This window comes from Mesorhizobium sp. M0621 (assembly GCF_040320745.1).
In the GTDB taxonomy this organism is placed as follows: domain Bacteria; phylum Pseudomonadota; class Alphaproteobacteria; order Rhizobiales; family Rhizobiaceae; genus Mesorhizobium.
The window spans coordinates 230790-243629 of sequence record NZ_JAMYQF010000003.1 but is presented as its reverse complement, the minus strand read 5'-3'; the positions used below and the strand labels follow the sequence as shown (position 1 = coordinate 243629).

At 63.0% G+C, this 12840-nt stretch carries 16 protein-coding genes; 3 read left to right on the top strand and 13 right to left on the bottom strand.

Annotation, left to right across the window (positions count from 1 at the left end; genetic code table 11):
- Positions 1-209 (top strand): transposase (locus tag NKI38_RS03915; protein WP_352654943.1); only part of this gene is annotated, 209 nt, incomplete at its 5' end.
- A 169-nt stretch (positions 210-378) separates the two neighbouring features.
- Here the strand turns inward: NKI38_RS03915 and NKI38_RS03910 are convergent.
- From NKI38_RS03910 to NKI38_RS03875, 8 genes are all read right to left on the bottom strand, one after another.
- Entirely contained in the window at positions 379-993 is a 615-nt protein-coding gene (locus NKI38_RS03910; protein ID WP_352654941.1) for a LysE family translocator, read from the bottom strand.
- Between the two features lie 186 nt (positions 994-1179).
- Complete coding sequence (locus NKI38_RS03905; protein ID WP_352654939.1) at positions 1180-2628, bottom strand: amidase; 1449 nt, start codon at positions 2626-2628, stop codon at positions 1180-1182.
- A gap of 1 nt (position 2629) precedes the next feature.
- Positions 2630-3535 carry a ribokinase gene (locus NKI38_RS03900; RefSeq protein ID WP_352654938.1) on the bottom strand — a complete coding sequence of 302 codons (906 nt, stop codon included), beginning with the start codon at positions 3533-3535 and terminating at the stop codon, positions 2630-2632.
- A gap of 154 nt (positions 3536-3689) precedes the next feature.
- Positions 3690-4172: a hypothetical protein gene (locus tag NKI38_RS03895; protein WP_352654936.1), complete on the bottom strand. Its 483-nt coding sequence runs from the start codon at positions 4170-4172 to the stop codon at positions 3690-3692.
- Positions 4147-4659, bottom strand: a complete 513-nt coding sequence (locus NKI38_RS03890; protein ID WP_352654934.1) for a hypothetical protein — start codon at positions 4657-4659, stop codon at positions 4147-4149. The genes NKI38_RS03895 and NKI38_RS03890 overlap by 26 nt, the downstream gene beginning before the upstream one ends.
- Positions 4626-5018: a hypothetical protein gene (locus NKI38_RS03885; protein ID WP_352654932.1), complete on the bottom strand. Its 393-nt coding sequence runs from the start codon at positions 5016-5018 to the stop codon at positions 4626-4628. Before NKI38_RS03885 ends, NKI38_RS03890 begins: the two co-directional genes overlap by 34 nt.
- Before the next feature lie 22 nt (positions 5019-5040).
- A complete protein-coding gene (locus NKI38_RS03880) occupies positions 5041-5511 on the bottom strand; it encodes a hypothetical protein (protein ID WP_352654930.1) in 471 nt (156 codons plus the stop codon).
- Between the two features lie 219 nt (positions 5512-5730).
- The gene (locus NKI38_RS03875) at positions 5731-6606 is read right to left on the bottom strand and encodes a methylated-DNA--[protein]-cysteine S-methyltransferase (RefSeq protein ID WP_352633153.1); all 876 of its coding nucleotides are present in this window, start codon (positions 6604-6606) and stop codon (positions 5731-5733) included.
- A 115-nt stretch (positions 6607-6721) separates the two neighbouring features.
- Between NKI38_RS03875 and NKI38_RS03870 the strand changes: the two genes are divergently transcribed.
- The gene (locus NKI38_RS03870; RefSeq protein ID WP_352654928.1) at positions 6722-7537 is read left to right on the top strand and encodes a class I SAM-dependent methyltransferase; all 816 of its coding nucleotides are present in this window, start codon (positions 6722-6724) and stop codon (positions 7535-7537) included.
- An 89-nt stretch (positions 7538-7626) separates the two neighbouring features.
- Here the strand turns inward: NKI38_RS03870 and NKI38_RS03865 are convergent, their stop codons facing one another.
- The gene (locus tag NKI38_RS03865; RefSeq protein WP_352654925.1) at positions 7627-8121 is read right to left on the bottom strand and encodes a DUF2244 domain-containing protein; all 495 of its coding nucleotides are present in this window, start codon (positions 8119-8121) and stop codon (positions 7627-7629) included.
- Between the two features lie 22 nt (positions 8122-8143).
- Between NKI38_RS03865 and nth the strand changes: the two genes are divergently transcribed.
- Positions 8144-8938 (top strand): endonuclease III, encoded by a 795-nt coding sequence (gene nth / locus NKI38_RS03860; RefSeq protein ID WP_352654924.1) that lies wholly within the window; start codon positions 8144-8146, stop codon positions 8936-8938.
- Here the strand turns inward: nth and NKI38_RS03855 are convergent.
- From NKI38_RS03855 to NKI38_RS03840, 4 genes are all read right to left on the bottom strand, one after another.
- Positions 8935-10443, bottom strand: coding sequence for a tripartite tricarboxylate transporter permease (locus tag NKI38_RS03855; protein WP_352654922.1), 1509 nt, complete (start codon positions 10441-10443; stop codon positions 8935-8937). The two genes, nth and NKI38_RS03855, sit on opposite strands and share 4 nt — an antisense overlap.
- Positions 10444-10453: 10 nt before the next feature.
- Positions 10454-10927, bottom strand: coding sequence for a tripartite tricarboxylate transporter TctB family protein (locus NKI38_RS03850; protein ID WP_352654920.1), 474 nt, complete (start codon positions 10925-10927; stop codon positions 10454-10456).
- Between the two features lie 77 nt (positions 10928-11004).
- On the bottom strand, positions 11005-11982 hold the full coding sequence (locus NKI38_RS03845; protein ID WP_352654918.1) for a tripartite tricarboxylate transporter substrate-binding protein: 978 nt from the start codon (positions 11980-11982) through the stop codon (positions 11005-11007).
- Between the two features lie 136 nt (positions 11983-12118).
- Complete coding sequence (locus NKI38_RS03840) at positions 12119-12574, bottom strand: DUF2214 family protein (RefSeq protein ID WP_352654916.1); 456 nt, start codon at positions 12572-12574, stop codon at positions 12119-12121.
- Positions 12575-12840 lie beyond the last annotated feature (266 nt).

Here is a 12840-nt window from a genome sequence, read left to right as displayed (position 1 = left end):
CGCGCGACAAGCTGCGCAACCGGCTGATCTCCAAGGTGCGGGCGGCGGTTGAGCGGCCTTTCGCCGTGTTCAAGGAGCGTTACGGCATGCGGCGCTTGCGCTTCTTCAACCTTGCGACCAACCGCACGCAGTGCATGCTGGCGGCATGCGCCTACAATCTGCGGACTATGATCGGTGTCCTGTATCCACCCAAAGAGAGGCGGGTGTGAGGAGGAGTGCGTCCAAAATCGAGCCGATCGGGCCAATGATGCCGGTCGATGCCGCGCCAGGGCGACAAGGCGAGGCCTTAGACGCCTTCAAAAGACGCTCAGTAGGCCAATCAGGTTAAGCACACCCTTCATGCAAAGCCCTCACAAGGGGAGAAGGGAAGAGGCGTGCTCACTTCGACCGTGAAAACGCCAGCCACAGACCGCCGCCGACCATGAAGCTGCCGCTAATTCTCGACAAAAGCTTGATGCGGTTGGCTGATAGCAGGCGCCCGGCGCGCCCGGCGGCCAGCGCGTAAGTCGAATCCGACATGGCCGCGAAGATCATGGCGGTGAGGCCCATGACGGCGATTTGCAGCGAGTAGTTGCCTTGTGGCGAAATGAACTGCGGAAAGAAAGCGCCGAAGAAAATCAGAGTCTTGGGGTTGCTGAGCGCCACCAGCAGGCCCTGCAGGAAGAAGCCCCCATGCGGCTTCCTGGCGGTCCCGTCAGCGTTCAACTTGCCCTTTGAGCGGAACATCTGGACGCCCATCCAGATCAGATAGGCGGCGCCGATCAGCCGCACCCATTCGAACCAATGGCCCATGCCAGAAATCAGCGTGTTGAGGCCGATGCCGACGATGGCGATCATCACGGCAAGCCCGGCCTGCGTGCCGGCGACATTGGCGAGACCGGCGCGGGTGCCATGGCGGATGCTGTTGGCGATGATCAGCGTGACCGTCGGACCGGGCACCAAGATGATGACGATGCAAGCGAGGACGTAGGCGGCGTAGAGTTCGAGCGACATGATTTTCCCTCTTTGTTGGAGCATGATCTCTGGACAAACGGAAACCGTTTGTCCGAGAAAACCGGCTCCCACTTTTCGGGAGCATGCCCATGCCGCCGATGCGGCGCGGCTGAGGATAATCAATGCATGGCAGCGCTGCCAGTGCAAGCCGGTACGCGAAGCGCTGCGATACGAAGTCCAGCCGGCTCAGGCGCCGGCCTGCCAGGGCAGCGTCGCCTCATAGGCCGCCGCCGCCTTCAGCACCGCAAGGTCGCCGCGCGGCCGGCCGATCAGCTGCATGCCCATCGGCCGGCCCCGGCCGTCGAAGCCGACCGGCACGTTGACCGCCGGGCAGCCGCCCAGCGTGGCGAACGCTGAAACCTGCATCCAGCGGTGGTAGCTGTCCATCGCTCGTCCGGCGACCTCACGGGGCCAATGCGTGCTTACATCGAAGGGGAAGACCTGCGCGGTCGGCAGCGCAACGAGATCATAGCGGTCGAAGAGCGACAGCAGCGTGCGATGCCAGGAGGTGCGGATGACAGAGGCGGCGCGGATCTGCGGCCCCGTCAGCCGTATCGCGTTCTCCACTTCCCAGATGGCTTCCGGTTTGAGCAGGCGGCGTTTCGCGGGGTCGTCATAGTGGGTCTTGAGCGCGCAGCCGCTGCTGGCCTGGCGTAGCGTCACGAAGGCCTGCCACAGCGCTTCGAAATCGAAATCCGGCAGCAAGGGTTCGCTGGGGAAGGACGCATCCGCAAAGCGGCCAAGTGCTGCCTCGCACAGATCGAGGATGCCGGATTCGACCGGCAGATGACCGCCGAGGTCGCGGAACCATGCGATGCGGCCGCCAGTCGCTTTTGTTGCAAGCCCGTCGAGGAACGAGCCCGGTTTTTCATAGGACAATGGCGCGTGCGGATGGTAGCCCGCCTGCACATCGAGCAGCAGCGCCATGTCGGCGACATTGCGGCCCATCGGTCCGTCGACGCCCATCTGCGCATGAAAGACCTCGAAATCCGGTCCGCCGGGAACAAGCCCCTGTGACGGGCGGAAGCCAAAAACATTGTTCCAGGCAGCCGGGTTGCGCAGCGAGCCGCCAAAGTCGCTGCCGTCGGCGACAGGCACCATGTCGAGCGCCAGCGCCACGGCCGCGCCGCCGCTCGAACCGCCGGCTGTCAGGGCCGGATCGAAGGCGTTGAGCGTCGGCCCGAACACGGTGTTGTAGGTGTTGGAGCCAAGCCCGAATTCGGGAACATTGGTCTTGCCGATGATGATGGCGCCGGCGTCGCGGATGCGCTCGACGAAGAAATCGTCTTCCCGGGGCACGAAATCGGCGAAGATCGGCGAGCCGAAGGAGGTCCTGAGGCCCTTGGTCGAGGCGAGATCCTTGATGGCGATCGGCAGGCCGAAGAGCGGGCCGGCTTCGACACTTGTCCGCCTGATATCGGCCGCGTCGGCTTCGCGCAGGATGTCGCCCCGGTCGCGCAAGGAGACGATGGCGTTGACCAGCGGGTTGACCGCTTCGATGCGGTCGAGGAATGCCGTCACCACCTCGCGCACGGAAAGTGTCTTCCGGCGGATCGCATCGGCGAGCTCGATGGCGGACAGGCGGCAAATGTCACCGGCCGGCGGCACCGCATGTTTTGACCGAGGGCGCAGCATCTCAACGGGTTTCCTGTAAAGCCTGATCGACATCCCTGGCCAGCGGTATCGCCGGCTGGGCGCCAGGCTTGAGGCAAGCCAGCGAGCCGGCCAAGCCAGCGCGCGCGAGCGCCTGTTCCAGCGTGAGGCCGGACGACAGACCGGCGGCGAAATAGCCGCAGAACGTGTCGCCGGCGCCGACCGTGTCGACAGGCGTGATTTTCAGGGCCGGAACGTTGAGGAAATCGGTCGGCGTCGCCGCCATCACGCCGTCGCTGCCGAGCGTGACGACGATGGTGCGGCCGGTTTTCCGGGCAAAGTCGCGCATGCGTGCCGCCCGGTCGCGGCCGTTCAATGCCAAAGCTTCGCCATAAAGGTCGAACTCGGTTTCGTTGGCGACGGCATAGTCTGCCTTGCCGAGAAAGCCTGCTGCTTCGCCCTGGAATGGTGCTGTGTTGAGCACGGTGATGGCGCCGGCCGCTCTTGCCTGGTCGAGTGCGGCATCGACGGTCGCAAGCGGGATCTCATGTTGCAGCAACACGACATCGCCCTTTTTGAAAAAGGCCTTGGAGAGATCGCCGGGAACCACAGACGCGTTGGCGCCCGGTATCACGGCGATGATGTTCTCGCCGTCGTCGCCGACCATGATCAGCGCCGTGCCAGTCGAGGCGTGGGTCTCGGCGACGCCGGACAGGTCGACCTTGCCGTCGCGCAGCAGCGCCAGCGCTTCGGCGGCGAAGCTGTCCTTGCCGACGGCGCCTACCATGCGCACCGGGGCGCCGGCGCGCGCGGCGGCCAACGCCTGGTTGGCTCCCTTGCCGCCGGGAGCGGTGGTGAAGGCCGAGCCGGCCACCGTTTCGCCGGGGCTCGGCAGGCGGTCGACATTGGCGATAAGATCGAGGTTGATCGAGCCGATGACGATAATCAAGCAAGGCCTCCTGTCAGCGCAAATTCAAGGTGTCGGAGCGCCCTTTGTCCGTCTGGGCGAACGCAGGTCGTTCCAATTGCGCGGGAAGCTACTCTGTAAGGTCGTGGCTTGCCAGAGCACGCGAATGGTCCAGCTCGATTTGATGTGTCGTGGCTTATTCACAGCGCACGGTAACCGTGCCCTGATAGTTGCCGGCGGGAAAGATTCCGCTCGATTTGGTGGCGGTGAGGTCGATCTGCATAGGGTGGGTGCCGTTGACAACCCGCTGCGGCACGCTTCCGGTGTTGTCAGTCCCCGAGCCATCGAGGCGGAAGACCGAGGCGAAGGTCACATTGGTGCCGCCGCCGCTCGGCGCGGACGAGAATGCCGCTGGCGCCGGTGCCGAAACCGAAAAGCAGTCCAGCAAGTTGAGCAAAGAGCACAGCAGCGAGCTTGCCACGATCGTGGCGCTCGCGCTCGATCCGCCTGCCTGCTTGGAGCCCAGTATGCCGATGGCCGGATTTGCGGTCATCGTTCCCGATGACCCGACCACGATGGTGCAGGTGCCGATGATCGCCGCTTGCATCGGAAGGCAGAAGCCGGCAAGTGCTGCCATCGCAAGCAGCGCGCGGCTATTTCTTCTTCTTTTTCTTGCCATCACTGGTTCCGGTCCTGATGCTCCAGCCTTCGTTGGCCCATCCGGGTGATGCGGCCGCGGGAGCGCCGGCGGCCACGCTCGCCGTCTGGCCGTCTGCGCCGAGGCCCATTTTGAGGAGTTTCAGCTCCAGCTGCAGACGCTCGACCTCAAGCTCGTAGAGGCGACTGCAATCGACGCGCTTCGGCGTACGCCCGATCGGGATCACCACCCGGCCATAGGTGGCAACGCTGTTGTCCGACTGGCTGTTGCCCCTGATGACGCCGAGATCGACATAGGCGCCGGTGCCGGAGACTGCGGAACGGCAAGTGGTGCCGTCCGCGGCATGGACCTCGTCCTGGCCCTGGGGCAAGGTGACGCCGGGCAGGTTGAAGCCGCTCTCATTCTGGTTGAGGTTGTAGACATCCTCTGCCCGTGCCGTCGAGATGCCCGCCGACGCAGCCGCGAGCGCGAGTGTCAGGACTTGCGGTGCCCAAAAAACTTTCCGCATATCTGTGCCCTTATCTGCGTCTGTTGATTGGGAAAGGGGATGCTTTCGGTACAGATACGCACTTTACGCTCGGCGGCGCCGCCGAAGGGCACGACCACAAGGACAGAACGGGAAGCCTGGGAAGCCAGTTGAAAGACATTCGGAGAGATCCTGGCGTCTACCGGCTGAAAATTCTGATCGTAGACATGGATTTCGACCCGGATCTTCCGGTCGTAGGGGTTGGCGGGGAAAACGCGGACCGCGAAGACGTCGGTGAAGCTGTTGACCTCGCCACGCATTGGCGACATCGACTGGGCCTTGGCGGCAATGGGCGCCAATCCGACGGCCAGTGCCGTCGCCAGGATTCGAGCATGTTTCAAAGCCCCCTCCTTCGCTGCGGCGTCATTCGCAGCGCAGCGTTACGGTTGCCTGATAGTTGCCGTTGGCGAAGCGGTTGGTGCCGCCCTTGGTGCCGGCGAGATGGACCGAGACGAGATCGGCGCCAGGGGTGCCGATGCTGGTTGCGGAGCCGGTCTCAACGATAGAGTGCGCGCCCGCGGCGGAGTAGGTCGGTGTCCAGGTCGTCGATGTGCTGTCAGCCGATGGCGCCGTCGTGGTGGTGACCGGATCGACGCTGAGCGACACACCTCCGGTCGTCGTCAGCGTCACGGTTCCAGCCGAGCCGCCGCTGTTGTGGGAGCTCAGGGACTGGAGATCGGGACTGACCGTCATCGTGCCGTTGGTGGCAACGACAAGCGTGCAGGTGGGCGCAATCGTGCCATTGAAAATGACATTTTGCTGCGTGGCCGATGCGGTCTGGTCAAAACAGGCAACCAGCAGAACTGCGCCGAAGGCGGCGCGAAACAATGTCATCGAGACCTCCCATCAAGCCGGATCGCCCGAATTAATAAGGGTCATCATCACTTTATCGTAGTTAATTTAGAGTTAACTAAAATAAATTCTAAAAACAACAATCAGATAACCGGAGGTTGCTCTCGGTTGCAAGAAATAAAATTGACGCGTAAATCGCACTTATACTTGGTAATTATCCATATCTATATATCTCTCCGGTAAAACTCGGAAAATCGATATTCACGACACCTGCCCCGCTTCCCAGCCGAGAATGGCACGCTTGCGGGTCAGACCCCAGTGATAGCCGGTGAGATCGCCGGATTTGCCGATGGCGCGGTGGCAAGGCACCACGAAGGAGAGCGGGTTGGCGCCGTTGGCGGCACCGACGGCACGGCTGGCGCTCGGCGCGCCGATGCTGGCGGCGATCGAGGAATAGGTGCGCGCCTTGCCCATCGGAATCTTGAGCAGCGCCTCCCAGACGCGAACCTGGAAGTCGGTGCCGATCATGACGACATGCAGCGGCTGGTCGGGACGCCACAATGTCGGGTCGAAGATGCGAGCGGCATAGGGGCCGGTGGCTGCCATGTCCTCGACATAGATGGCGTTCGGCCAGCGGCTGGACATGTCTGCGAAGGCGGCACGTTCCTCACCGGGGTCGCTGAAGGCGAGGCCGGCAAGCCCGCGGTCGGTGGCCATGATCAGGGCCGTGCCGAACGGCGAGGAATGGTAGCCGTAGCGGATGGTGAGCCCGGCGCCGCGCGTTTTGTAGTCGCCCGGCGACATCGCCTCATGGGTGACGAACAGGTCATGCAGCCGGCCGGGGCCGGACATGCCCAATTCGAACGAGGTTTCGAGCAGCGGCATGCCGGAATCGAGCAGTCTGCGCGCATGATCCAGTGTCACCGCCTGCAGGAAGGCCTTGGGCGACAGGCCGGCCCAGCGGGTGAAAAGTTTCTGCAGGCCGGTCGGCGTCTCGCCGACCTCCTCGGCCAGTTCTTCGAGAGAAGGCTGATCGCGGTAGTCGAGGCTGATCTTCTCGATGGCGCGGCGCACGATTTCATAGTCACTGCCTTGCGGCGTGATGTCCTTTTTGAGGACTGCTGTGTGTGTGCTCATGGAACTGTCTCCTTGAGCCGGAATATCGCCCCTTGGGGCGTCGATCGCCACCCGAAACTTGCCTTCCTGCGGCGCATACCCAGATAGACTCCGATTTCGAGCCCAGGTGTCGCTCATGACTGGCGAAAAAGTAGATCTCACCGGGGCAAAGGAGACCTTGCTGATGACCCTCTACGGCAAGGCGCTGGAGAGCCGGTTGCCGGATTCGCTGCTCGCGGATCATTTCGCCGACGAGGCGATGCGCAGGATCGATTATGATTTCTCCAGGCTCAAGGTCGATGGCAATCTCGGCGTCGGCCTGGCGATCAGGGCAAAGACGCTGGACGTCCGCGTCGAGGACTTTCTCGCCAGAAATCCTGATGCCATCGTGCTGCACCTGGGTTGCGGGCTCGATACGCGCATCTTCCGTGTCGATCCACCATCAGGCGCGGACTGGTTCGACGTCGACTACCCCGAGGTAATCGAACTCAGGCGCAAGCTTTACCCCTCCCGGGAGCATTACCATCTGGTCGCCTCTTCGGTGACCGAGCCCGATTGGCTGGCTGAAGTGCCCCGCAACCGCCCGGCCATCGTTGTGGCGGAAGGACTGACGCCCTATCTCGCCGCCGACGAAGGGCCACGCCTGCTTGCGCGGCTTGTCGCGCATCTTGCCAGCGGCGAGCTTGTGTTCGACGCCTACAGCCGTTTCGGCCTGAAGCTGCTTCGTCTCAATCCGACCATCAAGGCGACGGGCGCCGAGCTCCACTGGGCGATCGACGATCCGCACGAATTGGAGCGAGCCGTTCCGAAGCTGCGATTCGTCGAGGACATCTCGGCCTACAAGCCTGAACACGCCGCCCGCATGGGCTGGCCCGCGAAGCTGTTCATCCGCCTGTGGAGATATATTCCTGCATTGCGAAAAATCGGCAGGCTGTTGCGCTATCGGTTCTGAGATATCCTCTCTGTTTGGCGCAATTCCCTAGGGAAAGCGCTGAGCGCTTTTCCCGGAAAAACCGCTTCACACTTTTCCTGGAATTGCTGCTAGCGCGTCTTGGCGGTCGCCAGCGCGCGTGAAAAAGCCGAGGCAAAGCTTTCTCGGGAGTCTGGGTCCAGGAAAGATCCGATCAGCACGTTCTGGCCTTGCCCTTCAACCGTCATCCTTGTGATGCCGATCTCGGCGTGACGAGCGACCGAAAACCGCGCCCAGAACGGATTGAAGCGATGCGCTACCGATTTGCCGGATGGCGCCGTCTTGCGGATGTCGAGGCTGGTGCGCGAAACCGACACCTCCTCACGGGCGCGGGCGGCCCGATAGTTGACGCTGAAGGCGATGTAGACGGCGACCACGTCGAGGCCGAAGAAGCCGAACACCGGCCAGGCGCCGCGCGACAGGAAAAACGCGCCTGTCACCAACCAGCCGAACAGCAGCGCGCCCATCAGGATGAAGAAGCCTGTCCGGCCCAGCGACCGGTGCGGGGTCAATAGCGCCCGAAAGAATGGCTCGTCGGCCTGAAACGAGGCGTTTGTGTCGCTCATGAGGGGATATTATAGGAGGGAAATGGCGAGCCCCAAGTCCAAAGATTCTTCCATGTCCAAAAAAGAACTGTTGCCCGGCCGGCGCGATGGGTCGAACGCCAAACCGCGCCCGCGGCCGGTGCGAAGCTCGTCGCGCTACAGCCCGGCGGAAGTGCACGAGATCTTCCGGCGCTTTTCGATCCAGCGGCCGGAACCGAAGGGCGAACTCGAGCATCTCAACGCCTTCACGCTGCTGGTCGCGGTGGTGCTATCGGCGCAAGCAACCGATGCCGGCGTCAACAAGGCGACGCGGGCGCTGTTCAAGGCCGCCGATACGCCGCAAAAGATGCTGGCGCTGGGCGAAGCCAAGGTCGGCGATGCCATCAGAACCATCGGGCTCTGGCGCAACAAGGCCAAGAACGTCATCGCCCTGTCGGCGGCGCTGATCCGCGACCATGGCGGCGAGGTGCCCGACGACCGCGATGAATTGGTCAAGCTGCCGGGCGTCGGGCGCAAGACCGCCAATGTCGTACTCAACATGGCCTTCGGCCAGCACACGATGGCTGTCGACACCCATATTCTGCGCATCGGCAACCGGCTCGGGCTGGCGCCCGGCAAGACGCCGGAACAGGTCGAGCAGGGGCTGTTGAAGATCATCCCGGACGAATACATGCGCCACGCGCATCACTGGCTGATCCTGCACGGTCGTTATGTCTGCAAGGCGCGCAAGCCGGATTGTCCGGCCTGCGTCATTGCCGACATCTGCAAGGCCGAGGAGAAGACGACCAGCATTCCAGCACCGCTGGTCGAGCTCGCGCCGCTCGATCCGGTACCTTAACTCTCTTCCACAAACACCTCTTCGCGCTTTTTCCTGACCGCCGGCAGGAAGACGATGACGAGCACGGCGAGCGCGATGAGCAGCAGGCTGGCGCTGATTGGCCTCGTCACGAAGGTGCTCGGGTCGCCGCGCGAGAGAATCATGGCGCGGCGCAGGTTCTCCTCGAGCAACGGGCCGAGCACGAAGCCGAGCAGCAGCGGTGCCGGTTCGCAGCGCAGCTTGGTCAGGAGGTAGCCGAGGAAGCCGAAGAAGGCGACGGCGTAGAGATCGTAGACGTTGCTGTTGACGCTGTAGACGCCGATCGAGCAGAACGCCATGATGATCGGGAAGAGCACGTAATAGGGGATCGTCAGCAGCTTCACCCAGAGCCCGATCAGCGGCAGGTTGAGGACGATCAGCATCAGATTGCCGATCCACATCGAGGCGATAATGCCCCAAAACAGCGCCGGCTGTTCGGTCGCGACATTGGGGCCGGGCACGATACCCTGGATGATCATCGCGCCGATCATCAGCGCCATCACCGGGTTGGCCGGAATGCCGAGCGTCAGCATCGGGATGAAGGAGGTCTGCGCACCGGCATTATTGGCCGATTCCGGTCCGGCGACGCCTTCGATGGCGCCCTTGCCGAATTCCCCCGGGTTTTTTGATACGCGTTTTTCGACCGTGTAAGAGGCAAAGGCTGCCAGGATAGCACCGCCTCCCGGCAGGATGCCGAGCGCCGAACCGATGATCGTTCCGCGCACGATAGGCGCTGCCATGCGCCGAAAGTCCTCGCGGGTCGGCATAAGGCCGGTGACCTTTCGGATCATCACGGAACGCTCGTCCTCGTTTTCGAGGTTGCGCAGGATCTCGGCGACGCCGAAGACGCCGACCGCCACCGCAACGAAGTTCAGCCCATCGGCATATTCGCGGATGCCGAGCGTGAAGCGCGGCGTGCCGGTATAGATGTCGGTACCGACAATGCCGAGCAGCAGACCGAGCACGACCATGGCCAGCGCCTTGACGATCGAGCCATGAGCGAGCGCGACGGACGAGACGAGACCGACGATCATCAGCGAAAAATACTCGGCCGCGCCGAATTTCAGCGCTATCGCCGTCAGCGGCGGGGCAAAGATGGCGACGAGGAAGGTCGACACCGTGCCGGCAAAGAACGAGCCTATTGCCGCGATCGCCAGTGCCGCCCCGGCGCGGCCGTTCCTGGCCATCTGGTAGCCGTCGATCGCGGTGACGGCCGACGAGGATTCGCCGGGCATGTTGATGAGAATGGCGGTGGTCGAGCCGCCATATTGCGCACCGTAGTAGATACCGGCGAGCATGATGAGGGAGGACACCGGGTCGCCGATCTGGAAGGTGATCGGCAAGAGCATGGCGATGGTTGCGGTGGCGCCGATGCCGGGCAGGACGCCGATCAACGTGCCGAGAAGGACGCCGATCAGGCAGAAACCAAGGTTTGTCAGCGATGTGGCCGTCGAAAAGCCGAGCGCGAGGTTGTCGAGGAGCTCCATGCCCATCGCCTCACAATGCAAGCCATTGGGGCAGCCATGGGCCGAAGCGTCGGAACGGCAGGCCGAGCGCGTAGCTGAAGACGAGGAACGCGAACAGCGTCAGGCAGGCGGACAGCACCAGCGCCGTCAACGGCTTCATGCGGCGGCTGGCAAACGACGCGATCAGCGCCGTCAGAAAGATCGACGGGATGAAGCCGAGGCCGCGCGCCGTCAGGCCGAAGAAGATCGGGGCAGGCAGGATGAACAGCATGCCGCGCCACGCGATGTGGCCGATTGCTTCGCCCTCGAAGCGCACGGCCTGGACGAGGATGACCGCGCCAAGCACGATCAGCACGATCGCCAGGACCAGGGGAAAATAGCCTGGTCCCATGCGGAAGGCGGTGCCGATTTCGAGGCCGAGCGACTGCAGCGCGAAACATGCGCCGAAACCGATGAACAGCGCGGCGCACAGGCCGTTGGTCCTGTCGATTGCGAAAGGTTTCATGATGGTCCTCCCACGCCCGCGCCGTGGGCGCGCTGATGCCAAAAAAACGGGGCGCTGGCAGCGCCCCGTTCAAAACCTCAGTCGGCGTATTGGCCGGCGGCTTCGATGATCGGCTTCCATCGCGCGATCTCGCTTTCCAGCTTGGCCTTCAGCGCGGCCGGCGTCGCGTCGGCCTCGGGCGACGGCTTGGTGCCGAGTTCGGCGAAGCGGGCGACGACGTTCTGGTCCTTCAGCGCGATCTGAAGCGATTTCGACAGCCGTTCGGTGATCTCGGCCGGCGTGCCCTTGGGTGCGTAGAGGCCGTGCCAGATGCCGACCTGCACCTCGGGAAGGCCCCCTTCAATCGTCGTCGGGACGTCCTTCAGCACATCAAGCCGTTCCGGCGAGGTGACGGCATAGGCCTTGATCGTGCCGCCCTGGATCTGCTTGGTGGTGTTGGTCGTCTGGTCGCACATGATGTCGACCTGGCCGCCAAGAAGATCGGTCATGGCCGGGCCGGTGCCCTTGTAGGGTACGGTGACCAGCGGCGTCTTAATGGCGCTCATGAACAGCATGCCGCACAGATGCGAGGCGGCACCGATACCGGCATTGGCGACGGCGAGGCTGTCCTTGTTGGCCTTGGCATAGTCGACCAGCCCCTTCAAATCGGTCGGCTCAAGGTCTTTGCGGCCGACGATGGTCATCGGCACCTCGGTGACGAGGCCGACATATTCGAAGGCGTTCAGCGTGTCGTAGGCGAGCTTTCTGTACAGCGTAGCACTTGTCGCCATGCCGATGTGGTGGAGGAGCAGCGTGTAGCCGTCCGGCTCGGCGTTGGCGACGCGGCCAGCACCCAGCGTGCCGCCGGCGCCGCCGACATTCTCGACGATGACCTGCTGGCCGAGATCCTTCGACATGGCTTCGGCGACGAGGCGCGTGACCGTGTCGGTCGGGCCACCGGCCGCAAACGGCACCACAACGGTGATGGTGCGTTCAGGGTAGGTCTGCGCGCCCGCGATGAACGGATAAAGCGTGACGGCCGCAGCGGTAGCCAGAGCGGCGACAAATCTTCTCATCGTGATGTCCTCCCAGGAATGAATCTCCAACCGCTGCGGTGGTTCCTCTCAGCACCGCCTGCGGATGAAGCAACAACTAGCGCAGGCTAGCAGATTGCAACCGGACTCAAACGGCAAACTGCTGATCGGCCCTATCCTAGTAGCCGTAGCCGCGCGCCATCGCCGCCGCGAAGACCGGGATCGGCAGGAAGATGAAGGCCTCGGCGCGGATGTAGGTCTTCACGGACGCGAGCTCGGTCGCCGGCACCAGGAACGAGGGATTGGCGCTCGCCTGCCTGTTCCAGGAAATGAAGCGCACCGTCGGGATGATCGACAGCAGGCCGACGATGCCAAACGACGCCATCTTGGCCCAGAACACCCAGTTGTAGACGTAGAATTCCCAACCCTTGAGGCCATAGAAGACGCGGCCGATGCCGACGATAATGATCAGCGCGGCGATGATGCCATAGTGGCGGTCGATGCCGGCGAGCCGCTTGAGCGTCGCTGCGGCCAGATCGCCGCGGATCAGGACGAATTCGGCGCCGATGATTCCCGCCAGCGAAAACACCAGCACGTGATGGACAATCGCAAGCACAAGATCGGTGGTGTCCATGCTCGTCCCCCTGGGTTTGACGGCACCGGCCCGCACCTGAAAAAGGGGGTGCGTGCTGAATCAGCCTATCGTGAAAATAACACCGTCGCGCAAAATTCCCAAAGCGGAGCCTGGGTGATGGGCCGTGTCGCCAGGGCTCCGCACTCAGGTTAACCAAAGACCTGACGACGGTTCGGCGGTGTCGGCTTTTGTGCCGGTAATAGGATTTTTTTCTTGATTCCGTGACCTCAGCTATGGTACATATTTGCCTATGGTGCTGATTTGCG

Bases quoted from the DNA above. Each gene is read 5' to 3' on its own strand.
- NKI38_RS03910 (WP_352654941.1), bottom strand. From the start codon at position 993: ATGTCGCTCGAACTCTACGCCGCCTACGTCCTCGCTTGCATCGTCATC.
- NKI38_RS03905 (WP_352654939.1), bottom strand. From the start codon at position 2,628: ATGCTGCGCCCTCGGTCAAAACATGCGGTGCCGCCGGCCGGTGACATT.
- NKI38_RS03895 (WP_352654936.1), bottom strand. From the start codon at position 4,172: ATGGCAAGAAAAAGAAGAAGAAATAGCCGCGCGCTGCTTGCGATGGCA.
- NKI38_RS03890 (WP_352654934.1), bottom strand. From the start codon at position 4,659: ATGCGGAAAGTTTTTTGGGCACCGCAAGTCCTGACACTCGCGCTCGCG.
- NKI38_RS03880 (WP_352654930.1), bottom strand. From the start codon at position 5,511: ATGACATTGTTTCGCGCCGCCTTCGGCGCAGTTCTGCTGGTTGCCTGT.
- NKI38_RS03875 (WP_352633153.1), bottom strand. From the start codon at position 6,606: ATGAGCACACACACAGCAGTCCTCAAAAAGGACATCACGCCGCAAGGC.
- NKI38_RS03870 (WP_352654928.1), top strand. From the start codon at position 6,722: ATGACTGGCGAAAAAGTAGATCTCACCGGGGCAAAGGAGACCTTGCTG.
- NKI38_RS03865 (WP_352654925.1), bottom strand. From the start codon at position 8,121: ATGAGCGACACAAACGCCTCGTTTCAGGCCGACGAGCCATTCTTTCGG.
- nth (WP_352654924.1), top strand. From the start codon at position 8,144: ATGGCGAGCCCCAAGTCCAAAGATTCTTCCATGTCCAAAAAAGAACTG.
- NKI38_RS03855 (WP_352654922.1), bottom strand. From the start codon at position 10,443: ATGGAGCTCCTCGACAACCTCGCGCTCGGCTTTTCGACGGCCACATCG.
- NKI38_RS03850 (WP_352654920.1), bottom strand. From the start codon at position 10,927: ATGAAACCTTTCGCAATCGACAGGACCAACGGCCTGTGCGCCGCGCTG.
- NKI38_RS03845 (WP_352654918.1), bottom strand. From the start codon at position 11,982: ATGAGAAGATTTGTCGCCGCTCTGGCTACCGCTGCGGCCGTCACGCTT.
- NKI38_RS03840 (WP_352654916.1), bottom strand. From the start codon at position 12,574: ATGGACACCACCGATCTTGTGCTTGCGATTGTCCATCACGTGCTGGTG.